General features: G+C 49.8%; 16 protein-coding genes. 9 read left to right on the top strand and 7 right to left on the bottom strand.

The annotated features are described in order from the left end of the window. Positions 1–107 precede the first annotated feature (107 nt). A complete protein-coding gene (locus tag LQ777_RS25955) occupies positions 108–617 on the top strand; it encodes a UpxY family transcription antiterminator (RefSeq protein ID WP_232563187.1) in 510 nt (169 codons plus the stop codon). 257 nt (positions 618–874) lie between these two features. Here LQ777_RS25955 and LQ777_RS25950 read toward each other — a convergent pair whose 3' ends face one another. After that, positions 875–2,596 (bottom strand): GH39 family glycosyl hydrolase, encoded by a 1,722-nt coding sequence (locus tag LQ777_RS25950; RefSeq protein ID WP_232563186.1) that lies wholly within the window; start codon positions 2,594–2,596, stop codon positions 875–877. A gap of 785 nt (positions 2,597–3,381) precedes the next feature. Continuing rightward, the gene (locus LQ777_RS25945) at positions 3,382–3,798 is read right to left on the bottom strand and encodes a hypothetical protein (RefSeq protein ID WP_232563185.1); all 417 of its coding nucleotides are present in this window, start codon (positions 3,796–3,798) and stop codon (positions 3,382–3,384) included. A 506-nt stretch (positions 3,799–4,304) separates the two neighbouring features. On the opposite strand from LQ777_RS25945, the gene LQ777_RS25940 reads away from it, so the two are divergent. The 4 genes from LQ777_RS25940 to LQ777_RS25925 all read left to right on the top strand — a co-directional run bounded on the left by LQ777_RS25940 (position 4,305) and on the right by LQ777_RS25925 (position 8,060). After that, positions 4,305–4,658 carry a PadR family transcriptional regulator gene (locus tag LQ777_RS25940; RefSeq protein WP_232563184.1) on the top strand — a complete coding sequence of 118 codons (354 nt, stop codon included), beginning with the start codon at positions 4,305–4,307 and terminating at the stop codon, positions 4,656–4,658. 44 nt (positions 4,659–4,702) lie between these two features. Further along, entirely contained in the window at positions 4,703–5,194 is a 492-nt protein-coding gene (locus tag LQ777_RS25935) for a hypothetical protein (protein ID WP_232563183.1), read from the top strand. A 49-nt stretch (positions 5,195–5,243) separates the two neighbouring features. After that, positions 5,244–7,646, top strand: a complete 2,403-nt coding sequence (locus LQ777_RS25930) for an ABC transporter permease (protein WP_232563182.1) — start codon at positions 5,244–5,246, stop codon at positions 7,644–7,646. 222 nt (positions 7,647–7,868) lie between these two features. After that, complete coding sequence (locus LQ777_RS25925) at positions 7,869–8,060, top strand: penicillin acylase family protein (RefSeq protein WP_232563181.1); 192 nt, start codon at positions 7,869–7,871, stop codon at positions 8,058–8,060. Between the two features lie 439 nt (positions 8,061–8,499). On the opposite strand, the gene LQ777_RS25920 is transcribed toward LQ777_RS25925, so the two are convergent. Next, positions 8,500–10,245: a DUF885 family protein gene (locus tag LQ777_RS25920; protein ID WP_232563180.1), complete on the bottom strand. Its 1,746-nt coding sequence runs from the start codon at positions 10,243–10,245 to the stop codon at positions 8,500–8,502. A gap of 39 nt (positions 10,246–10,284) precedes the next feature. Further along, the gene (locus LQ777_RS25915; protein WP_232563179.1) at positions 10,285–11,694 is read right to left on the bottom strand and encodes an APC family permease; all 1,410 of its coding nucleotides are present in this window, start codon (positions 11,692–11,694) and stop codon (positions 10,285–10,287) included. Between the two features lie 241 nt (positions 11,695–11,935). Between LQ777_RS25915 and LQ777_RS25910 the strand changes: the two genes are divergently transcribed. Together LQ777_RS25910 and LQ777_RS25905 are read left to right on the top strand one after the other, a co-directional pair. After that, entirely contained in the window at positions 11,936–14,371 is a 2,436-nt protein-coding gene (locus tag LQ777_RS25910) for a glycoside hydrolase family 127 protein (RefSeq protein ID WP_232563178.1), read from the top strand. A gap of 199 nt (positions 14,372–14,570) precedes the next feature. Then, positions 14,571–16,946: a glycoside hydrolase family 127 protein gene (locus LQ777_RS25905; RefSeq protein WP_232563177.1), complete on the top strand. Its 2,376-nt coding sequence runs from the start codon at positions 14,571–14,573 to the stop codon at positions 16,944–16,946. Positions 16,947–16,999: 53 nt separating this feature from the next. On the opposite strand, the gene LQ777_RS25900 is transcribed toward LQ777_RS25905, so the two are convergent. The 3 genes from LQ777_RS25900 to LQ777_RS25890 all read right to left on the bottom strand — a co-directional run bounded on the left by LQ777_RS25900 (position 17,000) and on the right by LQ777_RS25890 (position 20,295). Then, positions 17,000–18,244: an NAD(P)/FAD-dependent oxidoreductase gene (locus tag LQ777_RS25900; protein ID WP_232563176.1), complete on the bottom strand. Its 1,245-nt coding sequence runs from the start codon at positions 18,242–18,244 to the stop codon at positions 17,000–17,002. Positions 18,245–18,324: 80 nt separating this feature from the next. Next, a complete protein-coding gene (locus tag LQ777_RS25895) occupies positions 18,325–19,329 on the bottom strand; it encodes a 4-hydroxyproline epimerase (RefSeq protein WP_232563175.1) in 1,005 nt (334 codons plus the stop codon). 42 nt (positions 19,330–19,371) lie between these two features. Continuing rightward, positions 19,372–20,295, bottom strand: coding sequence for a dihydrodipicolinate synthase family protein (locus LQ777_RS25890; protein ID WP_232563174.1), 924 nt, complete (start codon positions 20,293–20,295; stop codon positions 19,372–19,374). Positions 20,296–20,441: 146 nt separating this feature from the next. Here LQ777_RS25890 and LQ777_RS25885 point away from each other — a divergent pair, with 146 nt between their 5' ends. Then, positions 20,442–21,317 carry a helix-turn-helix transcriptional regulator gene (locus LQ777_RS25885; RefSeq protein WP_232563173.1) on the top strand — a complete coding sequence of 292 codons (876 nt, stop codon included), beginning with the start codon at positions 20,442–20,444 and terminating at the stop codon, positions 21,315–21,317. 448 nt (positions 21,318–21,765) lie between these two features. After that, the gene (locus LQ777_RS25880) at positions 21,766–24,795 is read left to right on the top strand and encodes a SusC/RagA family TonB-linked outer membrane protein (protein ID WP_232563172.1); all 3,030 of its coding nucleotides are present in this window, start codon (positions 21,766–21,768) and stop codon (positions 24,793–24,795) included. Positions 24,796–24,800 lie beyond the last annotated feature (5 nt).

Genomic DNA, 24,800 nt, shown 5'->3' with positions numbered 1-24,800 from the left:
CACCTTTAGATAAATTGGCAGGCTGTTCGGGCTTTAGTTCTACTCCTTCTACAGAAAAGTGAAGTCTAAAAAATAAAACGAGTGATACTCTTTATCCAAAAACGCGCATGGCATGGTTTGTTCTTTACACGAAATCAAAATCAGAAAAATTAGTCGCAAAAGGCTTACGGCAACTTGGGCTGGAAGTATACTGCCCGCTCCGGATAACGAAACGGCGTTGGTCGGATCGAATAAAAACAGTCGAGGAGCCACTGTTTCGCTCGTATTGCTTTGTCAATCTGGAGGAGCGCCAGCGTTCGCTGGTTTTTGGTGTACCTGGGGTAGTTAATTACCTGTACTGGTTGAAAAAACCGGCTATTGTCAAACAGCACGAAATTGATCAAATAAAAAATATGCTGAACGACTTTGAACATGACGCGCTCGAAGTAATTGATTTCAAACCAGCTGATCGACTCAAAATTACGTCGGGGGTCTTCATGGACCAAGAGGGCGAAATGGTTTCCCAACAGGGAAAAACAATTGTTGTGCAACTCGAGTCAATGGGCCTATGTATCTCGATCGATAGTAGCAAAACCAAAATCGAGAAGGTAGGCGCTTTCGGTACAATAATCAACTAGTGATCGGGATCAAAGGCGATACACAAACCGAAGTTTATGGGCCAGCGAACGTTATGCGTCTGTAGGCTTATTAGTCACCAATTAGCCGGTGACAAATGAAGCCTATTACTCGTTGAAAACGGCTTCAATCCAGCCCATTCGTACAATCGTACTAGGTGCTGCATTGAAGCCGTTTTCATTGGTTAACAGCTAAGCAGGACAACCGATAATACAGTTAATCAGAGAAGTAAAGTATCGTGTAGCCAACAGACCGGGGTTTAATTCCAGGTTAATTTCAACAGCGAAACACCTTGTCGAGGTAGAGCAAAGTTAAGAGTAGCCTCCTGATTCGTTACTTGTAAGCGTTGTGGTGCTGCAAATTGTTGCAGTTGTCCCGCCTTTTCAAGTTCAGCGATCTGCTCTTTTGTAGGTGTTTTGGGGGACCCCATTTTTTTCCATGCCTCGTATGAGTTGCTGAATTTTTGATCAATCCGGTAATGATGCACGGTAACGCCTTTGTTGGGCAATCCGCTTAAACGAAGTGAAACGGATGCATCCGGGCCAGCTACGTTATCATCGTGGTAGTTCCAAACCATTACCGCTGCCGATTCATCATTTTTAGAGGCCAGTGCGTTAATATCCGCTTCTTTTCGTACGCTTTCGTCCCGCACCCGGATGTAGTCATAAGCAAGGTCATTCTTTACTTCGACGCGGGTGGTCGGCATCATGCCAAACATGCGAAAGACATTCAGTACAGGCTTATCAACGCCATTGGTCGCCAGATCGCGGAAGCCCCGAAACCAGGGTTGATTTTCAAACTCGAACGCCCACGTAACAGCCCCCGCCAGATTCACACTCCGTGCCTGCGCTAAGTCATACTTGCGCGCGAATGAAGCCGCCGTATAACTGGAATACATCGTGCCATTGCGGTAGGCGTTTTCTGGATTAACATCTTCGGAACAGGCCGCACAGCCCTCCGGGTCGGACTCGCCGATAATGATTGGCAAGTTTTTTAGTTTTGGGTAAGAAGCAACAATCTCGAAGCCTTTATCAATGTCGCGCAGTTGCGTGCCCATGTTCATCTGCACATGCCCATCCACCACTTTAGGAGCACCTTTGGCGTGAAACGTTATAAAATCGATTGGGCTACCCGTTTCACCTGTTACGTAGTTTTTCCCGTTGACTACGTGTTCCATAAACGGAATGAAAAACTTTCTTGAACCCTCCCAACCAGGTCCGGTTACCTCAGGACCACCTATTCGGGCAGTGGGCAGCGCCCGCTTAACCGCATCGGCTGTATAATCGTAGAGTTTAATGTACTCATCCACAGTTCCTTTCCAATAGCTAATATTAGGCTCATTCCACAATTCCCAGTACCAGCTCTCCACTTCTTTCTGGCCGTACCGCTTGACCGAGTGCTTTACCCACTGATAAACCAGCTCGGCCCACTTGTTGTAATCTTTAGGCGGATAAGCCCAACCCAGGTAAATATCATTGTAGTTATCTCCCGGCTTCCAGTGATGGCGATACGGTTCAGGCTTCACCGAAAGCGCTTGCGGCATGAAGCCAATCTGAGCAATAGGCTTCATGCCCCGCTGAATAAACGTATCGAAAATTTTGTCTACGATAGTCCAGTTGTAAACGGGTTTCCCATTGGCGTCTTCCGTATACGCATTGGTAGAGCCCCATTTCAACGCGGCCTCCCCATCGCCAGTCACCAGTAGGCTATGCACTCGAACATACACAGGGGCTTTGCCTATAGTGGATAATTCAGTGAGTAGTTTTTTGCCGTCCTTCATGTAGGTGTAGTTCGGTTCGTCGTAACCGAACCAAGCCCATATAGGCTTCAGAGGTCCCATGCTTTTTGCTAAGTCTACCTGAATGGTGACGGGCTTTTCCCCATTAGCCTGCGCTAAGCAGTTGGTAAGCGTTGCCAGGTAAAATGTTGACAGCAATAAGGCGGACGAAACTCGCCGAAATTTTGTCTTAAGTTGATTCATAGATAGGTAGAGATGAAACAGTGGGTCAATTGATAAATGATACTTAAGTGCCACATACATTTGTATACATTCTGGATAGACCTGTGTCAGGCAATATTTACATCAAAGTAAGTAGGCTTTCTTTAAGAATACGAGACATTGATTCCTGCTGTTAGTAAAACAGCCTGTTGATTTAATTTACTGCTATGATAGGAGGATAATTTTGTAATTCCTTATAGATAGAGCTACACAAGTCTGATTTACAAGTCTTTATTTATGACTGATAGTCTGGACAAAGCCAATCTTTCTGAGGTTATGCGTCTGACGATACAACTAGGACTTTATTTGATCATTTGTCTACAATATAGATCAGTAAAACGCTATAGATGAGCTTATAAAGCAGGCGGGTAAAAGATAGATTGAATTGGAGCAGATCGTTTATTGATTGAATTAGTGCCAATGAATAGTCTGGTAATAATTCGAGCAGAATTGAAACCAAAAATTGTGCAGAAGCCACCTATTCAGTTTTCTTTCTAAAAGCTTTTATGACAATTGCACAATTACTATTGATCTATTTATTCCGATAAAGTTAAATTATTGGACATAATGTTTGCACTTTGTGCGTGTTGTTGTAAGAATTCATATGAAGAGTCTGATTAATCTCCATTCGATCTCTTGAAACAAGTAAGGAGGAAAAAGCTTTCGCCTTATGATACCACTAGTTCGATGAATAGGCAGGGTTTAGCACTGCTCCTGCGAAACAGATAGAACACGAGTTGCTATGCGGTTTATGAGCGATCACTAACCTACCAATCCTCATCTCCTGGTAACGAAGCCAATAAGGTGGTATAAGGCTTTGGGGTTAACGAAATATAGTGCCCCTGCTCGTTACTCGTGACAATCCCGATTTGACTTTTCTTGTAAATCAAGCTAAACGTATCTTCACCTAAGTAGTTGCGTTCGTCATTAACGACATCAACATTGTGGTAAGAATAGTCAATTTTAGACTTTCCCGAAGAACCCTTAACTATGAGGTCAATGTGCTGCTCATCAACCACTGTCAAAGTGACCAAGCCTACAGGAGCCAGATCGTCTTTGCTAGCTGTTGAGTACTGAGTGAATTTGTAAGAACCGGCAATGCGAGATGAAGGAGCAATATTGGGGGGCGAACTGCAAGCATTGACCCAGAGCCAGACTACGAATAGTGAAAATCGTTTAATCATTGATATAGAACAAATATCGTTTTTAATATAGATTTTTACGCATTAAGTTCATAAATGAATTAACTATTAAGCGTTTTTGTAAATTATTTATGCCATAAATCGGACAAATATACACATATATACTGTGACCACACATAGCAAATGTAAAAAGTTAATCTATACCGTTGTCAAATCCTTCCGTATTGCTTAGGTGTATTCCATAGATAGGCTGAAATTAGCGAATAAAGTCGTAGGGCCACATATTCTTAACCCTGACCTCTGTCGGTTTTCTGAATCGTGCGTGCGATTCTAATAACTGAATAGCACTTCTTAATTCTCTCCAAAACTTGGAGAGAATTAAGAAGTGCTACGCAACTCATAAGTGCGTTCTAGCTACACTTATATAACCGATCAAATAGGAATCGACCGCTTCAACATAGATAATCTATGCGCGAAAATTTAACTTGTATATATAATTTTCCTTTATATATTTGTCTCATAATAGAGCTATGTAATCATCTAGACTTATGAACTCCGCTAACCAAGAATTTATCCGAGGGACGATCAAAACAATTGTACTTCAGTTACTGGCGCAAAAAGGAAGGATGTATGGTTACGAAATCACCCAATCGGTTGACGAGCGAACGGGTGGCGAGTTAATTCTTACTTTTGGTGCCTTGTATCCTGTACTTCACAAACTTGAAGACGAGGGTTTATTAATCACCCAGAGTCAAGAGGTAGACGGTCGGTTACGCAAGTATTATCAGCTTACTTCGATGGGTAGTGCAACAGCCGTTCGCAAAGCGGGTGAGTTTGAACGATTCATCCAGCTGATTAAGCTTCTTATTCGTCCTTCTCCAAACATGGCCTTTGGCAAATAACCCACTATAACCTTTCCTTAACTCAAGCAGCATCACTTTAACGTATGAACAAACTAACTCGCGCTCAACTCGACCTAGTTGTCCAACACATCCAGCAAGCCAAACCGCATCATGCGCTACAGGCCGAACTAATAGATCACATGGCCTCATTGATTGAACAGCGAATGGACCAGGGGGAAGACTTCTCAGCAGCTTATAACCAATTAACGCAACAAGCTACTGTACAGGCTATGAATCAGTTACGACAGGTTTATAGCCGGGAGTTTGGAGGTAGTACTGCGCGCACAACAAGGCTTAAAATAAGACAAAAACGGCGTCCGGCGACAAAACCGTTTCAATACATGCTACTATCCAGCGTACTCACGTTCCTGGTCCTGATGGGTTTTCTCATCGTAGTTAGTCGTCCTCTTTCAATACCAATTGGCGTCTTTCAAACAGCGTGGGGAATGGGTCTGACTAGTCTAACGGGTGTACTGATAATCCGCTGGTGGCTAACGCGTCGCTCTAGTAAATCAAAGCTGTTTACTATGGCTTAACCCTGCCTTGCTCCTACCACTCCGCTATTCATCATAACCCCCTTTTCTGATGATCATTCACTACCTCAGGGTGGCCCGGCGCCACTTATGGCAGCATTGGCATGTCAATTTAATCAGCCTATTAGGCCTAGCAATTGGCTTAGCTAGTGGACTAGTCATATTTCTGCTAGTCAATTACATGTTTAGCTTCGACCGCTACCATCCGCACCTTGATCGTTCCTACTGGATTGTTACGGACATAAAGCATGAAACAACACAGCCTACTGATGCAGCTCCCAGGCCATTAGCCGACGTATTGCGACGTGATTATGCCTTTGTAGAAAGCGCTGTCCGGCTGGAAACATTTTTCGGGAGAACCCTTAGCATCCCAAACGGAAAGCGGGGTTGGTTGAAAAAGTTTGGGGAGGCCCGTGTCGTTTGTTTTACAGAGCCCCAATATTTTGAGATGTTTGGTGTCGAGTGGGTAAGTGGCAATCCCAAAACGGCTCTGGCAACCCCGAATACCATTGTGCTCAGCGAACGCTACGCCCGCAAATATTTTGACAACGCCCCAGCCATGGGACGGATTTTGCGGTTAGACAATCGAACGAACTTAACGGTAACAGGCATTGTAAAAAACCCTCCGGCTAATACCCAGCTTCGGTACGATGCTTTCGTTTCCTACGCTACCATTCCGGTTCTTGAGGGACCATCCGCTTTGGCCGACTGGCAGGGCTTGCAGGCCATGTGTTTTGTCCGACTGCGAGAAGGTACCGATCCAAACCTGCTCCGCCAGCGCCTACCCGCTATCAGACGAAAGTATCTGTCTCCGAAAGAAGCGAGTATGTTCGACTACCACGTGCTGCCCCTGGCCGAACTCAATCACCAACGTAGTGGTATGGCTCCGAGACCGATCCTTTACGCCCTGATTGCGGTGGGAATACTCATGGTGATGGCTGGTTGTATCAACTTCATCAACCTGGCAACTGCCCGAGCGCTCAAACGGGCGCGTGAGGTGGGGGTGCGCAAAGTAATGGGTAGTACGCGCTGGCAGTTGATCGGCCAGTTCATGCTCGAAACCAGTTTGTTAGTTCTCTTGGCTATGATTGTCGCGCTGCTGCTGACCCAACTGACCTTACCTCTTGTTAATCACACATTGGCGAATGCGGCTGACATGCTTCGGCCAAATCTTTCCATTGCCAATGTGATTCAGCCCCGGGCGATTGGCTGGTTTCTGGGATTACTTGTCGGCGTTATTCTTCTTTCGGGTCTATATCCTGCGCTTGTGCTGGCCCGTTTCAATCCCGCAAAAGCTCTCACCAACCAATTGACCACTCGATTTGTCGGTCGAATTACCGTCCGGCAGGGACTTATTTGGGGGCAGTTTGTTCTTATGCAGTTCTTTATCCTTAGCGTTCTGGTCATCTCGACCCAGCTCCAGTTTATGCAGCGAGTCACCTGGGGTTTCAATCGCGAATCGATACAGGTAGTTTTCTTACCCCAACGAGGCATTGTACCAAGGGAACCCTTGCGCGAACAGTGGTTACGTGTACCGGGCGTCGAGGGCGTAACATTCGGGAGTGATCCCCCCGCGTCGCCCTATAACCGTCCTTCGGCATTCAGCTACCACACAGCCACTGAACCAGAATCGTTTGAAACACGAGTGCGGGCCATTGATGATCATTATCTGTCCCTCTTCGGCTTATCGCTGGTAGCTGGCCAAAACGTCCGGCCAACTGATACGACAGGGCATGATGTGCTGGTCAATGAAACATTGGTAAAGCAGTTGGGCATTTCCTCACCGAATGCGGTGGTGGGTAAATCCATCCGGGTGAAAGATACCGATCGGGTTATTGTAGGCGTCGTGCGGGATTTTCGTAGTGGAGATTTACACCAGCCTGTTTTGCCCATCACACTTATCAACGATTTTCCGCATAGCCGGGTAGCAATGCTTCGCCTAAACCCGGCAAAGGCATCCAGCGCTCAGCGGGGTATCCAGCAGGCGTGGGATAAAGTGCTACCAGATGAGGTTTATCACGGTGAAGACCTACTGACGATCATGAATCATTTTACGGAAATCGAGTATCTACTGGCAGGTCTGGTTCAGGCCCTTGCCTTGGTAGCGATTGGCCTGAGTTGTCTGGGTCTCTATGGGCTGGTTACGTTTTTAAGCGAAGCTAAAGCAAAGGAGATTGGTGTCCGGCGGGTGCTGGGAGCACGCACCGAGCAGTTGCTATGGTTGTTGGGACGGGAGTTCGGTAAACTTCTCGGGCTAGGTTTTCTGGTGGCCGCGCCCATCGGGGCGTGGGTGTTGTCGGGCTGGCTACAGCAGTATGCACACCGCATTTCGGTCAACGGCTGGTTATTAGCCGGAACATTTATCCTGACCGGGCTCATCACAGCCCTAACCGTCTCCCGTCAGGCCTTAAAAGCGGCCTGTATGAATCCCGTTCATTACCTAAAAAGCGAATAGTCCTAATTGATGTTCCTGAGTAAGTGCCTGTTAACCCTTCATCCTCTATTTCATATAGCTGTTCATAAAATTGCTTACGATTTGCTTAGTACTGCTCAATTTAGTAGCCTATGCCCAATACGGTGTTCACAGGTCCATAAAAACGAGAGGCCCTACCCCATGTTTTATGAGATACTGCTGGCGTACCTCACACTTACGGCTAGAGTCTTGACGCCATGTATTATGCTTTGGTTACGCCCAACGTGTTGTCTGGAATTTATCGGCGGAAGAGAAGCCGTAGCGGCTCAGGTAATGCTACTAAGATCAAACGCATACGCGATTGCACCCGCTAAATCAGCCTTCAAAAAAGCGACGCTTGTGCGTAATCCGCACCTCCCCTGGGAGGGTTTTTCCCTGTTTTTGAAGCCCACCTGAACGGGCCCGATTTTATGGCTTACGGCGCTTCGATGGTGGGTCCATTGCCTTTAAAAGACAGCTCGGCTAAACGCACACGGTGAACCCACTGGACGCGGCCGACCGGTACACCTTGACATTATTCGTCAGAAAAAAGAGAGTCGTTACAATTCACTCCGTTTACCGATCATCATTAAATTAAAAAAGTTGTGTCGGATCGGCGGTAGCGGTCCGACACAAGAGCAAATTCCTAACAGTACAGACGGCTCGAATCTAATTCATGTCTATGATTCGACTCAGTAGTCATAAAACGGACGTTTCTTCACATCAAGTGGTAAAATTGCTAGTGACGATCACCATGAACACCACCACTTGTCGTCTCAAACTCAATTTTCTTGATCTGCTACTCTAAAGCGTTAAAGACAATTTCTCTAATTGTTGACACAAACCCAGTCATCGTTTAATTAAGATCATAAAATCGCCACTTAGTCCTGAAATCCTTTGGAAAAGACTGATTCGTCAGGATGGCACGGATCATTTCGACGGGCATGGAATTGATTTGCAGAACGGCATCATGAAACTGTTTGTAGGTCATTTTTCCTGTATCAACCAGTTCTTTTTTGAGCGCCAGAAACTGAAAACCGCCCGTCATGTAAGCCAGCTGGTACAATGGAGGATCAACACCGAGAAACGACCGTCGGACTTCACCGATAGCATTGGCCCGCTCATGACCTACACGGTCTACTAAAAAGTCAACGCATTGCTGCGGTCTCCATTTGCCAAGGTGGAAATTTAGCGAGAAAATAATTCGGGCACAGCGATGCATCCGCCAGAACAACATACCAATCCGATCTTCGGGAGACTTGGCAAAGCCCTGATCCCATAGCAGCATTTCCCAATACAAGGCCCAGCCTTCAATCCAGAAAGGTGTGTCGAAATTGCGGTAAACTTTGTACCGGTTATTCATGAATCCCTGCAAATGATGCCCGGCAATAAGCTCGTGATGAACCGTGGCCCGCGAAAAATGAGGATTATTACCCCGCATGCTCATCACTTTATCGGCGTAATTCATGTCGTCAGTTGGGTAAGAGATCGACAGTTCTTCACCCCCGGTAAAAAACGGATTGACAAGCTGACGGCTCGGCGACATCATGCCCATGCGCCACGTTTCTTCGGCAATTGGCGGAATCGTAATCAGGTTTTTCGCTTTCAAAAACGCAACGGACTCATTGAACAAGCCCAAAACCATTTCGGGTTGTCTGCCAATGGGGACGTAACTGTTTTTGACCTTTTCTTGGGCCGCTTTCCAGTCATCGCCAAACCCCATCTCGCGGGAAGCTTTCAGCAGTTCGCGGTCGCACCAGGCAAACTCTTTATTGGCAATCTGGATTAATTCTTCCGGGCTGTACGGAATCATTTCGATCTGTAACTGTCGTACTAACTCGTCACGTCCAACCGGAACGCCCACGATACCGCTCTCATCGTTGACGGGAGACGACTCCCGGCTTTTACGCCGAAAAACTGACTCGTAAGCCCCAAGCAGACTGTCTGCCTGCTGATAGGGTTTAGGGATCCACCAGCTAAAGCTGGGGTCGTAATGGTTGTAGAACGAGTAAACGCTACGTAACGCGATCTGCAATCCATTTGCCGTTGATGCCGCTCGACGCATCAACGACGGATCGGGTTTGTCTTCTTTATCCAGTTTGATATGAAGCTCGCTGATTTGTTTGGCAAGATCGGTCAGGTTGCGGGCAAACTGCTGGGCGTTGGGTAGATGACCCCGACGACGCCGTTTCTCGACGGCATACAGAGAATCCGCGAAGGGAAACCAGGCGTTGATACGGTCTCGTTCAACGGCTTCAATGTTTAGCTTGTGCAATTGCTCAGCCAAATCACGCTTGAAAAGCAGGTAGTCAACCCGACTGTCGGTGTTCATCCGGTCAAAATTCAGCGCTTCCAGCCGGTTCAGGTAATCGGTATAGAACGTCTGGAAGCGCACCCGACGCTCCGGCGACCCCGTGACAATGTAGAAGCGGTTCAGGCTTCCCCGATCGGCGTAGAACTGTGTGAGCAGATGGTGTACGGCGCTGGTTTGTGGATCAACACCAATCAATGGATTGGGTTGGGCCGTGATACCGGTACGAACAACTAGCAGTAAGCCAATGGCTAACGCGCCAGTGTATAAGCGAAAGGTAGATAGAGTCATAAGAATAAAACGCTATTGTATGTTAGGTATCACAACTCGTTACCGTCGCACGATCACGTAATACACGGGTATACCCGCCAGAATGACGCCCAGCCCCGGCAGAGTGTAGCGCGTCTCGAAAATGAGCAGCAGAACCGCCAGCGCGAGGGCCGTCACGACATAAATAGCGGGCAGAAAAGGATAACCGGGCGTTTTGTACGGTCGGGGTAAGTCGGGTCGACGCTGGCGTAGGCGATAAATTCCTAAAATAGTCAGGACGTAAAAAATCAGGACACCGAAAATTACCAAGGCCAGCAGGTTGTTGTATTCGCCCGTCAAGCAAAGTATACTCGCCCAAATACACTGGGTCCACAGACTGTAGCCTGGTACCTCATTTTTATTGAGCGTACCAGCCTGCCGGAAAAATAGCCCGTCTTTAGCCATGATGTAGTAGACCCGTGCCCCCGACAGAATCAGCCCGTTGTTACAACCAAACGTCGAAATCATGACCATTACGGCAATAATCACGGTACCGCTGTTGCCAAAAATGTAATCGGCCGCCACTACGCCTACCCGGTCACTGGGCGCAAAGGCAATGTCTTTCAGCGGCACGACGGCCAGAAACATGATGTTGGTCAGGACGTAGATTACTGTAACAATTAGCGTGCCCAGCACCAAGCTCAGGCCGATGTTGCGCTGAGGCTGTTTGACTTCTCCCGCAATCGATGTAATACTGTGCCAGGAATCACTCGAAAATAAGGTTCCTTTCATGGCAATGGCGATGGCGCCAAAAGCCGCCAGACCAGAAAGCGAAGAGGACGAAAGTGCCCCGCCCGACAAGGTCAAACTCGATAAATTCCAGGCGTTCTGCCAGTTGGCGTTCCAGATATCAGCACGGGCTCCCCAGATAAATCCACAGCTAATCAGCCCAAACAAGGAAACTAGTTTAATAATCGTCAGGAAGGTTTGCAGGGCCGCGCCGTGTTTCACCCCCCTACTATTGATGTAAGTCAGCAAGGTAATGACGCCAATCGAAACGAGCTGCGCAGCCGACACATTGACAAAACCGAGACGAAACAGAACATTGGTATCACTAAAGGCGGGGACCAGGTAAGCCGTGAACTTGGCGAACGCTACACCCACGGCGGCAATGGTACCAGTCTGAATAACAGCGAAAAAAGACCAGCCGTATAGGAACCCAACCAATGAATTATAGGCTTCACGCAGGTAAACATACTGACCACCCGCTCGGGGAAACATGGCCGCCAACTCGCCATAGCTCACCGCAGCAATAACCGTGATCAGACCGGCCAGCAGCCACATACCCAGCATCCAGCCTGCTCCGCCAACACTACGGATAATTTCGGCTGGTACAATAAAAATACCCGATCCGATCATAGAGCCAGCTACGATCATGGTAGCATCTAGTAAGCCCAAACGGGGTATAAATTCGTGAAAAGGTTTATTCATGGCGGGGGTTCTCGTAGTGGGTAGTAACAACCAGTTAGGCCGAATAAATTTTGGGTCAGCTGGCGTTAGCCAGTCAATTATATGGTAAGTAAATGGTTTAGCCGCATAGTCAAATAGCCTGATAGCTGCATTTGTTAATAAACTATTACTACCGGCGAATCTTTGCAAAACCCGCACCTAAGTAGCCTAGTATCTTCGTTGTGCTGTTTAATTCCCCTAGCTTGTTGTTACCTTTTTTCTCATGCATCTACTTCATCGACCTCTGCTGAGCCTGCTTATTACCGGGCTAACCGTTGTAAGTCTGGTCCGTCCGGGTACGGCTCAACCAAAATTGGGGGGCGATTATCCGATTCAGCCCGTTCCGTTTACGGCGGTGAAGGTGACGGATCAATTCTGGGCACCCCGCATTCGGCTCAACCACGATGTAACAATTCCGATTGCTCTCAAGCACTGCTACAGTACGGGGCGGGTCGATAATTTTCTGGTAGCGGGCCACCTGAAACCGGGAACGAAGTTTTGCACCGAATATCCGTTCGATGATACCGACATCTACAAGATCATCGAAGGGGCCAGCTATTCGTTGCAAACGTTTCCCGACAAAAAACTGGATAAGCAGGTCGATTCGCTGATTAGCTACGTAGCCAGCGCGCAGGAGCCTGACGGTTATCTGTACACGGCCCGCACCATTGACCCGGCCCATCCGCACCCCTGGTCGGGCCTGAAACGTTGGGAAAAAGAATCCGATCTGAGCCACGAACTCTACAACAGCGGTCACCTGTTTGAAGCGGCTGTCGCCCATTATCAGGCTACGGGCAAGAAAACGCTGCTCGACGTAGCCCTCAAAAACGCCGATTTGCTGGTGAAGGATTTTGGGCCCGGCAAGCTCAGCTACGCGCCCGGCCACCAGATTGTGGAAATGGGTCTGGTGAAGCTCTACCGCACAACGGGGAATAAACAATACCTCGATCTGGCTAAATTTCTGCTCGACGTACGCGGTAAGGGCCAGGAGTATAGCCAGGATCACAAACCCGTAACCGAACAAGCGGAAGCCGTGGGTCACTCTGTACGAGCTACGTACATGTACTCAGGCATGGCCGACGTGGCCGCTATTACGGGCGACAAAGCGTATCTGAAAGCCATCGACCAAATCTGGCACGACGTCGTGTACGACAAATATTACATTACGGGCGGCATCGGCGCGCAGGGGGGACACGAAGGGTTTGGCCCCGCCTACGATTTACCGAATATGTCGGCTTATAACGAAACCTGCGCGGCCATCGGCAACATCTACTGGAACCAGCGCCTGTTTCTGCTGCACGGCGACGCGAAGTTTTACGACGTGCTGGAACGTACGCTTTTCAACGGCATGTTGTCGGGTGTATCGCTAAGTGGCGACCGTTTCTTTTATCCCAACCCTCTCGAATCAAAAGGCCAGCACGCTCGTAGCGCATGGTTTGGCTGTGCCTGCTGCCCCAGCAATGTCTGTCGGTTTATTCCATCGATGCCGGGTTACATATATGCCCAGCGGGGAAATCGGCTCTATGCCAACCTGTTTGTCAATAGTACCGCTAACGTGACCCTCGATGGTATGCCCCTTAGCGTAGCCCAGGAAACCCGCTACCCGTGGGAAGGTGCTATTGCGTTTACGGTTAATCCGGCAACGGCAAAAGCCTTCGAACTAGCCATTCGGATTCCGGGCTGGGCGCGTAATCAACCCGTGCCGGGCAATCTGTATGCGTTTGCTAATCAGTCGTCAGCACCTGTTGAACTGACTATCAATGGCAAAAAAGTGGATTACAAGCTGGAAGATGGGTACGCAATTCTAAGCCAGACCTGGCAACCGGGCAACGTGATTCGGTTATCGCTACCGATGGAAATCCGGCGCGTAATGGCCAGCAAAAACGTGAAGGCCGACGAGGGTAAGGTAGCCCTGGAGCGGGGACCGATTGTGTACTGCGCCGAATGGCCCGACTCGCCGAACGGACACGTACTGGATCTTGTACTGCCCGCGCAGGCTTCGCTTCAAGCCGAGTTCAAACCCGATTTGCTGGGGGGAGTAGAGGTGATTACCGGTCAGGTTGAAAAAGTAAAGCGGACAGCAACCAATCAGCTGGAGACCAGTCCCGCTACGCTTACGGCCATTCCGTACTACACCTGGGCAAACCGGGGTGCGGGCGAGATGGCAGTCTGGATGGGGACCCGCCCTGCCGCAGCCAAACCGACAGCCGCGCCCACCATTGCCTCGACCAGCAAGCTCACGGCTTCTTACCCGACCAAAACCCTGATGGCCCTCAACGATCAGGATACGCCCAAAAATTCCAACGATCACGACAATATCTATTACCACTGGTGGCCCAAGAAAGATACGCTGCAATGGGTGCAGTACACGTTTGCCAAACCCACGACGGTAGCATCCTCGAAGGTGTACTGGTTCGACGATAGCCCGTGGGGCGGTTGCCGCATTCCGGCCTCGTGGAAATTGCTTTACCAAACCGCAACCGGCGAATGGAAGCCCGTCAAAAACAAAAGCCCGTACGTAGTCAGCAAGGATGCGTTCGACACGGTGACGTTCGAGCCAGTGCAGACCCAGGCCCTGCGGATGGTCATCCAACTGCCCAAAGAAGCTTCCAGCGGTATTCTGGAATGGAGCGTCGAGGAGCCAAAACGTAAAAAATAAGGGGTTTACTGGCTTTGTCGGTGTGGTATCGGCGAGACCGTGGTGTCGGTTTCGAGAAACCGACACCTGCCATTGCCCAGATGTGTCGGTTTTGAGAACCGCGCGGGCGGCCCCGCCGACACCACAGTATGCGGTGCGGGCGGCCCCATTGACACTACAAAAAGAGACCCATTCATTGACGAAAAATATAACCTGTGCTATGTCCTTATCGCGTAAATACCTTAATAGAAAGCACGCTCTACTTTTTTCCGTTACAATATTCTTTCACTCGTTCGCACTAGCCCAGACGTATCTGCCTGAAAAAAACGATGCTCGAATCAAGGTAAAAACGGCGGTTCCGATCAAGGCCTATACATTTCCGCTCAACGAGGTCAAGGTACTCGACGGCCCGTTTAAAACCGCGCAGGAAGCCGACGTTCGCTTTCTACTAGACCTCAAACCTGACCGGCTGTTGTCGGATTTCCGGGTTCATTCGGGATTAGCTCCAAAAGACAAAAAATACGGTGGATGGGAATCGTCGGGGCTGGCCGGGCATTCACTTGGGCACTACCTGTCGGCGCTGGCCCTGCACTACGCGGCCACAAACGATCCTGAATGTCTGAAACGGGTCAATTACATGGTCGATGAGCTAGCCGAATGCCAGAAAGCGCGCAAGACGGGGTACATCGGAGCCATTCCGAAAGAAGATTCCGTATTTGCCGAAGTAGCACAGGGGAATATCCGGTCGCGGGGGTTCGATCTCAACGGAGCCTGGTCGCCCTGGTATACTGTGCACAAGGTCATGGCGGGCCTGTTCGATGCTTATCTGTATTGCCACAACGACAAAGCCTTAGCCGTCAACGTAGGCATAGCTGACTGGACAGGTGAAACACTTAAAAACCTCAATGACAGCCAAATTCAGAAAATGCTACTCTGCGAATACGGGGGTATGAATGACGCGCTGGTCAATACCTACGCGTTGACGGGCACTAAGAAATACCTCGATCTGTCGTACAAGTTTCACGACCGGAAGATCTTGGATTCGTTGGCGATTCAGAAAGACATTCTACCGGGTAAGCACTCGAATACTCAGATTCCGAAACTAATCGGTACGCTCCGGCGCTACGAATTAACGGGTGATTCAAAGGATTTTGCCATGTCGGATTTTTTCTGGAAAACCATTGTCAACCATCATACCTATGCGCCTGGTGGCAACAGCAATTACGAGTACCTGAGCACGCCCGATCAGTTGTCTGATAAGCTGACCGACAATACGATGGAGACTTGTAACACGCATAACATGCTCAAACTAACCCGGCATCTGTTCGCGCTGAACCCCAACGCATCGTACATGGATTTTTACGAGCGGGGTTTGTACAACCACATATTGGCATCGCAGCATCACAAGACCGGTATGGTTTGCTACTTCGTACCGCTCAGGATGGGTACGCGGAAGCATTTCAGCGATGAGGAAGAATCGTTTACCTGCTGCGTAGGTACAGGCATGGAAAACCACGTCAAATACGGGGAAAGCATCTATTTCAAAGGAGCCGATGGTAGTCTGTACGTCAACCTGTTTATTCCGTCCGAACTAAACTGGGTAGAGAAAGGGCTACGGGTAGCGATGACCGCCAACCTGCCTACCGATCCAAACGTAGCATTGACTGTCCAAACCAAAAAAAACCAATCGTTTCCCATTCGGATTCGTAAACCGTACTGGCTTTCGGGCGATATGGCCGTGACCGTTAATGGCAAACTGGTGTCGGGCAAACTGGAAGAAGGGTATATCGTGCTGTCGCAAACCTGGAAAACCGGCGACAAAATCGAACTGACTTTACCGGCCAAACTACGCTCCGTACCAATGCCTGATAACCCGGCCCGTCAGGCTTTCTTCGTTGGTCCCGTACTTTTGGCGGGCGACTTGGGAGCCAGCGAGCCTGATCCAATGCAGGGCGTACCCGTATTTGTGACGAGCAAGGCTGACCCGAACGGCTGGATTAAACCCACGAACGAACCGCTTTCCTTTGAAACAAGCCAGACCGGCGATGGGCGTACCGTTGGCCTAAAGCCATTTTACGACCTTCAATCCAATTATTACACAGTGTACTGGGATGTGTTCACGCCCGAAAGCTGGAAAGACCAACAGGCAGTGTACGAGCAGAAGCGCCGGGAAGCCGCCGATCTGGAACGCCGAACCATCGATTTGCTTCGTCTGGGAGAAATGCAGCCCGAACGCGACCATACGTTCACCGGCGACAAGCTGGAAACAGGCGAAGACCATACCCGTAAGTTTCGGGTGGCTAACAATGGAGGTTTTATGACTTTCACGATGAAAACCGATCCCAACGCCCAAAATACCCTGATTGCTACGTATTGGGGCATGGACAACCGGGGTCGTCAGTTTAGCGTGCTGATCGATGATAAGGAGATTGCCAGCGAAGACCTGAACAAGTACAAGGCGAGCCGTTTTTACGATATTTCGTACCCGATTCCGCCTGCCCTGACGGCCGGTAAAACGTCGGTTACCATCAAACTTCAGGCTAAACCTACCAACTCCGCCGGACCTGTTTACGGAATACGCCTGGTAAAAGAATAAGGCATCTCATCGATGCCTTATTTACAAAACAAAATAGTATGATCAATATATCACTAAAACCGATTTGGATCGAAGGCGGAAATATCCATGCTTGATACGTGATTGCCGACCACTTCGCTAACCAACTTACCCGTTGCGGGTCCCAGGCTGAGTCCCATCATGCCGTGGCCCGTTGCCAGTACCACGTTATCGAAGCGGTCGGCCTTGCCGATATAAGGCAACCCGTCGGGCGAACAGGGCCGTAAGCCCCGCCAGACGGCTTCAACCGCTGGCATATCAACCTTGACATCCGGGTAGTAGTTGTTGATGGATTGCACGATACCCCGCACCCGGTTCATGTTGACGGTCATGTCAGTACCGGCTACTTCCAGCGTACCCGCAAACCGCAGATCGGTTCCCATCGGGGTTGCTGTGGCGCGGGCTTCGAGCATGATGGCCGGAACGTGCACGTTGTTGGTCATGTTTTTCAGCATAAAACTGTACCCTTTTCCGCCCTGCATCGACAAGTTCATCCCTAGCTGCCGCGCCATATCGGCCGACCAGGCACCACCCGCTACCACCACCGCATCGACGTTGACAGGTCCCTGCGCTGTTTTTACTTCCGTAATCTGGGTACCCCTCTTTGTAAAACCCGCAACCGGGCAGCTTTCCCGGATTTCTACCTTATTTTTCCGCAGATAAGACACCAGCGACCGAACCAGTTCGCCCGGATTGACGTGGGCGTCGCCGGGGTACCATATTCCACCGCGCACGTCAACGCGGACATTAGGCTCCATGTCCTGTACCTGCTGTCCGTTCAGGATTTGCGCGTCGATACCGGCACGGTTGGCAATTTCAGCCTCTTCGGCCATTTCGTGTTCGGATAGGGCTGTTTTGTATAGCATCAGCAAGCCCCGTTCATGCCACTCGAACGACAGATCACTGGCGGGTTTGGCCAAATCCTGAAAAAGCGTTTTGCTCAACAGACTCAGGTCGCGCAATACCGGAATCGACCGTTCGACATGCTCGGGCGTAGCGTGCCGGTAAAACAGCCAGCCCCAGCGCATCAAGTCTTTGTTGAGACGGGGTTTGACGTAAAACGGACTGGTCGATTGAAGCATCCAGCGCATACCTTTAGCCATCATCCCCGGCTGTGCCAGCGGTATAATGTGGCTAGGCACAATCATACCGGCGTTTCCGAACGAACAGCCGTCTGCAATCGGATTCTGGTCGAACAGGGTTACCTGATGACCCGCTTTCTGTAAATAATAGGCTGAGCAAAGTCCAACGATGCCTCCGCCCACAATACCAACGTGCATTGTAGAAAGATCGATAAAGTGAATAACACGGTGAACGAGTGAGGGGTCTGTTAAAGACCCCTCACTCGTTCGATACTCGTTTAAATTACCTGAAATCCGTGAACGTAGGGGTCGTCTTCGTCGAGCAGGATGTGGTTATATCCGTGAATACGCGCCCACCCTTCGATGCTCGGAATGATGGCTGACTTGCCCGCCAGTTCGGTTTCGGCTTCGATCCGCCCGTTGAAAATAGAGCCGATGATGCTCTCGTGCACAAAAACGTCACCCGGTTTAAGCAATCCTTTTCCGTAACGCTGTGCCATCCGCGCGGAGGTTCCCGTGCCGCAGGGGGACCGGTCGATGGCTTTATCGCCATAGAACACGGCATTGCGAGCCGTTGAGGTTTCGGCCAGCGGTTTACCCGTCCAGAGAATGTGACTCAATCCGTTGATGGTCGAGTTCTCTGGATGAACGAACGTGTACTGCTCGTTTAGCCGCTGCCGCATAACCCGCGCCCAGGCAACGAGCTGCTCAGCTTTGTAATGTTCCAGCCCCGGAAAGTTCGGTTGCGGATCGACGATGGCGTAGAAGTTTCCTCCATAAGCCACATCGACAGTCAGCGTACCCAGATCAGGACACTCGACGGTCAAGGCTTCGGCGGCCAGATACGATTTGATGTTCGTGATCTTTACCGACGTTACTTTCTTGCCTTCCTGCACGTACTCAGCCCGTACCAGACCAGCGGGTACTTCCAGATTTAGAACGCCCGGCGTTTTGGGCCGAATCAGGTTTTGCTCGATGGCTACCGTAACGGTTCCGATGGTGCCATGACCGCACATGGGTAGACAACCCGATGTTTCGATGAACAGCACTCCAGCGTCGTTGGCCGGATCAGTGGGTGGGTATAGAATACTGCCCGACATCATATCGTGCCCGCGCGGTTCGAACATAAGTCCGGTACGTATCCAGTCGTACTCGCGCAGAAAATGCTGCCGCTTCTCGCTCATGCTTTCGCCTTGCAAAAACGGAATACTCCCACCCGTTACGACCCGAACGGGATTACCACAGGTGTGGGCGTCGATACAGAAGAAATGATACTCAGCCACGTTTTTTGTACTAATGAATGATGAGCTGGACAGCCAACTCAATTATTTATAACTCATCAATTTTTCCGCAGTTGGGCGCTTAGCCAGGGCGGTGTTAATTACGTTCAGAACCTGCTCGCGTTCGGTGCCGATGAGGGGCAGACGAGGGGCGCGTACGTATTCTGAACCGATACCGGTAGCCTGAGCCGCCAGCTTGATGTACTGTACCAACTTAGGGTGAATGTCTAATTCCAGCAGGGGCATAAACCAGCGGTAAATCTCCAGCGCGTCGGCAACCTGACCGGCTTTGGCCAATTCATAGATCGCCATCGTTTCCTGCGGGAACGCATCGACCAGGCCACCTACCCAGCCATCACAACCCAGCAACAAGGCTTCCAGAGCCAGCGTATCGACACCACCCATTAGTTTGAACCGATCACCAAACGCGTTCCGCATTCGGGTGATGTTGGTCAGGTCACGGGTCGATTCTTTCACGGCCTGGATATTCGGCAACTTAGCCAGTTCGTCGAACATGGCAACGGTAGTCATGATTTTATAATCGTACGGATTGTTATAAATCATGATTGGCAAAGCGGTTTCCTGCGCCACTGTCTTAAAAAACGTAACGGTTTCGCGGGCATCGGCGGGGTAACGCATGGGAGGCAGCAGCATCAGACCATCGGCACCAGCCGCTTCGGCTTCCTGCGCGCAGGCAACCGCCTGTTTGGTAGCCTGCTCGGCGATGTTTACCAATACGGGAACGTTGCTTTCGCAAACCGCCAGTGCAGATTGAAGAAGGTCAATTTTTTCGTGATTCAACAGTGTGCTGGCTTCTCCCAGCGATCCACCAATGATAAAACCGTGCACACCGGCATCGAGCTGGGCATGTAAGTTTTTCTCGAATAAGGGTAAATCAAGCTGATCGTCAGCGGTAAACGGGGTAAGAAGAGCAGGATAAACACCCTCCCAGGCGACAGAAACGTTCATACGATTGATCGATATAAGTGCGACTACGATTTCTTTACAAAGTTACGTGCCGACGGTATGAATGTATTATTCACAATTAGTCAATAATAATATTATTTTCACTACATTGGCGCAAAACACATGGTCTGGATGCGAAAAAACTACTAATGAAGCCACTATTATTCAAAGTTCCGGCAATCGATGATCGCACCTTTCGGGTTGAACAGCATGACTCCTCCCATTTTTACAGATTGCTGCATTTCCACCCCGAAATTCAGCTAACCCTCATTCAGGAAGGCGAAGGCACCTTGATTGTCGGCGACAAAATTGACCGATTTAGCCGCAACGATGTGCTGATGCTTGGCTCTAATCTCCCCCACGTACTCCGCAGTGACCCGGACTATTTCGCCCCTGAATCGACCCGGCGGTCAACCTCGACCACGGTGTTCTTCCGGGCCGAGCACATGGAATCGACCGTATTCAGTTTGCCCGAGACCCGGCATTTACTACAGCTCCTGCACGAGTCGCAGCATGGCGTTCGGTTCCGGTGCGGAGAAGGGCATCCGTTGACAGCTCAGTTCGAAGCCTTACCCACGCAACGCCCCCTTGAGCAGTTTTTGACCCTGTTGAGCATTTTGGATTATTTAGTCACCCACTCCAACCGCGAGGTTCTGTCGGTAACGGCCTTTACGCATCCGCAGCGACCCGAAGATCACCAGCGTCTCGAACGGGTTTTTTCGTTTATTCTGGACAACTACCATTCTCCTATCACGCTGGAAGACGTTGCCAACACGGCTAATCTGACGCCGGGCGCTTTCTGCCGTTTCTTTCGCCAACACACCCGCAAAACCTTTTCGACGCTGCTTAACGAAGTCCGGGTCGAACACGCCTGTCGATACCTGCGTGAATCCAAGCAGACCATCAGTCAGATTGCCTTTTCGTGCGGCTATACCAACCTGTCTAATTTCAATCGCCAGTTTAAGGAAATCACCGGTATGCCCCCCGGAGAGTACATCCGCAGTTACAACCGGTCACCCGACTAAAGTTTGTTCTTAATCCGGCTTTACTTGACAAGAATTATCGCGCCATAAGATTAAGTAAAGCTTGGGTAACAACAGGATCTTACCTTGATAAATCGGCCCTCGGTTTACGGGACAAGTAGTAAACCGGTGAGAGGTCACTATTCACGCAATCGATTACTTTAGGTACCTACAGTATAGAATTTTTAAAGTGTCCAAAATGGATTATAAATAGGTATAATGAGCAAAACGACTTAATAAAATAATAACACATACTGGTACTATTTTCACAAACATGATGCTATTAAATATTAATTTTATTTCGCGTAAATAGCTATTTATGGATTATTAAACATAATCAACTGGTTAATTTAATATTATGTTTGGCTAATCGCTGATAAATCAAAAAGGTGATGCATAGGTAATTTTGCTTAGCAATTAAGCGAGATCTTTAACCTCACTATTTGATCAGATGAGAAAGCAACTACTACACGGGTGCATGTGTCTAATGCTCTGCCTTACGGTGGTCCAGGGCTGGGCACAGGCCGTAAAGATGACGGTTACGGGTAAAGTAACCGAAACCGGTGGTTCACCCGTACCGGGCGCAACGGTCGTCTTGAAAAATACACAGAAGACCGGTACGACAACGGCTGTCGATGGCAGTTTTATGCTCAGCGTACCGCCTAGCAGCACATTAGTTGTCAGCGCTATCGGATTTAGTACGCAGGAAATCGCCCTTCAAAATCGTACGGCTATCGATGTACAATTGACCCAAAGCAGTAGCGTATTGAACGAAGTCGTAGTAACGGCGTTAGGTGTCAGTCAGGAAAAACGTACGCTGACCTACAGCACGCAGGAACTGAAAAGCGAGCAGATCATGAAAGCCAAAGAGCCGAATGTCCTGAACGCACTGACGGGAAAGGTAGCGGGCGTACAAATTACCAGTTCATCGGGGATGCCGGGTGCTTCGGCCCGGATTGTAGTGCGGGGCGCTACGTCGCTACTGGGAAACAACCAGGCACTGATCGTGCTCGATGGCATTCCGATCAACAACGATGAAACGGGAAATGCCGACCAGGGTGGTGGTGGTAGTCGACTGGTTGACCTAGACCCGTCGATTATTGAAAGTGTCAACGTACTGAAAGGAGCAGCCGCTACTACGTTATACGGATCAGCCGGAGCGCGTGGGGTCGTAATCATAACGACTAAAAGCGGATCAGGCAACCGTAAGCCCACTATTGCCGTTTCCTCTGATCTATCGTTCGACAAGGCGTTGTACCCCGATTTGCAACAGAAATACGCACAGGGTAGCCGGGGCGTATTTTTTAACGGAGAAGATCAGAAAACGAGTCTCTCGTGGGGACCGCTGATGGATACTTTGAAAATTAACGGCCAGCCAGCCCCCCGTTATTTTTTGCCCGACCTATTTTTCCGCACGGGCGTGAGCACCAACAACTCTGTCAGCCTGAGTGGCAGTACCGGCGACCGATCTACTTACTTTACATCGTATACGTTCTTCAAGCAATTAGGAACTATTCCAACGACCGATCTGCTCCGGCACACGCTCTTTGCCAAATACGTCACCCAGATTTCGCCAAAGGTCAATGCTACGTTTCAGCTGAATTACTCAAGCACAGATAACAACCGCGTACCGGAAGGCTATGGTCTGCAAAGTCCGCTCTGGACCGTATATTCTGGACCGATCTCATGGAATCCGTTTCCAACCACCAATTCCGATGGTAGTCAGCGCGTGTTCCGGTTTTCGCGAAATAACCCGTTCTGGGGGCTCGATAATATTCACAACCGTTCGCTTGTCAGCCGCTACATTCCGGTCGTAACGATCAACTACCAGCCAACGAGCTGGCTGACAATTACCGAACGGGCCGGGGCCGATATGTACGGCGAACAGGTGAAATATTCCGAAGCACGGGGATCGACCAACGTACCTACCGGGCAAATTGTTGACCAGGTCAACACGTTCCGGCAGTTCAACAACGACCTGATTGTACGGGCCAGCAAACAGGTTCGTGACCTGGACATGAGTCTGACGCTGGGCAACAACCTGTATTCGTCGTATGGGCAGTACATCACCACAAGGGGCGTTGGGGTAGCTATCGCTGGCTTCGACAATATGTCGAACACCGAAAAACAAACGTATGCGGAGAATCATTACCTCACCCGCAAGATTGGCTTTTACGCACAGGCCAATTTCGATTACCGCCGGATGCTGGTACTGGCATTAACAGGCCGCTACGACGGTAGTTCGGTCTTGTCGCAGGAACGCCAGTTTTACCCCTATGGATCGGCTGCTTTTGCTTTCATTTTCTCGGAACTACTCCCGGCCAGTCTGTCATCGGCGATTAGCTTCGGTAAACTACGGGTGTCGATGGCCAGCGTTGGTAACGATAACATTGGTGCTTACCGACTCAATACGCCGTTTCAGGCGGCTAGTATTAGCTACGGAGCCTATACTTTTCCTTTCCAGGGACAGAACGGCTTTCTGTTGAGTCCTAATCTGGGCAATGCGAATTTACGCAACGAACGTACCAACGAGTTTGAGGTAGGACTGGAAATGCGCTTCTTAAAAAACCGCCTGAGTTTTGAAACGTCTTACTTCCGCAAGAACAGCATTGACCTACTTACCGACGGAATACCCGTTTCAGCGGCTTCAGGCTACGGCAGTACTATTCTGAACGCCGGATCAATGCAAACCAAAGGGTTTGAGTTTCTGCTGAACGCAACGCCGGTTCGGGCGGGCAAGTTTGCCTGGGATCTGACCTACACATTCACCCGGATTCGCAGTGTCGTTACGCAGGTCAATGGTGGTCTGGACCGGGTACAGATCGGTACGTCATGGGCCGTTGTCGGCCAGCAGTATGGCGTTCTGATCGATAATAAGTTTGCACGGAACGACAACGGCCAGCTATTGATCGACGCCCAGGGACTGCCTTACAGCGGTGGCACCGGTATACTCGGTAACCTTTCGCCCGACTGGCTGATGGGTCTGAACAACAGCCTGCGCTACGGTGCTTTCTCGCTCAACGCCTTCGTTGACATGCGTAAAGGTGGCGACGTGATCAATTCCGACGACCGCTACGGCTATTTCTACGGCACGCCTAAAGTCACCGAAAATCGCGAGTCACGCGTAGTTGCCGGGGTCAATGCCTCGGACGGAAGCACCAACACGAAAGTAGTTCAGGCGCAGGATTACTACCAGCGACTGAATGCTGTCGGTGAGTCAGTTGTTCAGGACGTTACGTATCTCAAACTCCGAACCTTGGGCCTGAGCTATTCCGTTCCATCGTCCTTATTAGCCAAGACACCGTTTAAAACCGCATCGCTGAGCGTAACAGGTCGTAACCTGTTCATATACCGGCCACATTTCACTGGGCCAGATCCCGAAGTAAGTTCTTACGGTTCGTCGAATTCGGCGCAGGGAATATATGCCAACTCGGCCCCTACGTCGCGCTCGGTTATGTTCTCACTTCGTTTCAGTTTCTAACGATT

The organism is Spirosoma oryzicola (assembly GCF_021233055.1).
GTDB lineage: Bacteria > Bacteroidota > Bacteroidia > Cytophagales > Spirosomataceae > Spirosoma > Spirosoma oryzicola.
The sequence above is the reverse complement of the archived record's forward strand: the minus strand, read 5'-3'. Positions and strand labels throughout refer to the sequence as shown.

What these genes read in the sequence shown, in the direction of transcription:
- LQ777_RS25955 (WP_232563187.1), top strand. Translation starts at nt 108, where the DNA reads ATGGCATGGTTTGTTCTTTACACGAAATCAAAATCAGAAAAATTAGTC.
- LQ777_RS25950 (WP_232563186.1), bottom strand. Translation starts at nt 2,596, where the DNA reads ATGAATCAACTTAAGACAAAATTTCGGCGAGTTTCGTCCGCCTTATTG.
- LQ777_RS25945 (WP_232563185.1), bottom strand. Translation starts at nt 3,798, where the DNA reads ATGATTAAACGATTTTCACTATTCGTAGTCTGGCTCTGGGTCAATGCT.
- LQ777_RS25940 (WP_232563184.1), top strand. Translation starts at nt 4,305, where the DNA reads ATGAACTCCGCTAACCAAGAATTTATCCGAGGGACGATCAAAACAATT.
- LQ777_RS25935 (WP_232563183.1), top strand. Translation starts at nt 4,703, where the DNA reads ATGAACAAACTAACTCGCGCTCAACTCGACCTAGTTGTCCAACACATC.
- LQ777_RS25930 (WP_232563182.1), top strand. Translation starts at nt 5,244, where the DNA reads ATGATCATTCACTACCTCAGGGTGGCCCGGCGCCACTTATGGCAGCAT.
- LQ777_RS25925 (WP_232563181.1), top strand. Translation starts at nt 7,869, where the DNA reads ATGCTTTGGTTACGCCCAACGTGTTGTCTGGAATTTATCGGCGGAAGA.
- LQ777_RS25920 (WP_232563180.1), bottom strand. Translation starts at nt 10,245, where the DNA reads ATGACTCTATCTACCTTTCGCTTATACACTGGCGCGTTAGCCATTGGC.
- LQ777_RS25915 (WP_232563179.1), bottom strand. Translation starts at nt 11,694, where the DNA reads ATGAATAAACCTTTTCACGAATTTATACCCCGTTTGGGCTTACTAGAT.
- LQ777_RS25910 (WP_232563178.1), top strand. Translation starts at nt 11,936, where the DNA reads ATGCATCTACTTCATCGACCTCTGCTGAGCCTGCTTATTACCGGGCTA.
- LQ777_RS25905 (WP_232563177.1), top strand. Translation starts at nt 14,571, where the DNA reads ATGTCCTTATCGCGTAAATACCTTAATAGAAAGCACGCTCTACTTTTT.
- LQ777_RS25900 (WP_232563176.1), bottom strand. Translation starts at nt 18,244, where the DNA reads ATGCACGTTGGTATTGTGGGCGGAGGCATCGTTGGACTTTGCTCAGCC.
- LQ777_RS25890 (WP_232563174.1), bottom strand. Translation starts at nt 20,295, where the DNA reads ATGAACGTTTCTGTCGCCTGGGAGGGTGTTTATCCTGCTCTTCTTACC.
- LQ777_RS25885 (WP_232563173.1), top strand. Translation starts at nt 20,442, where the DNA reads ATGAAGCCACTATTATTCAAAGTTCCGGCAATCGATGATCGCACCTTT.
- LQ777_RS25880 (WP_232563172.1), top strand. Translation starts at nt 21,766, where the DNA reads ATGAGAAAGCAACTACTACACGGGTGCATGTGTCTAATGCTCTGCCTT.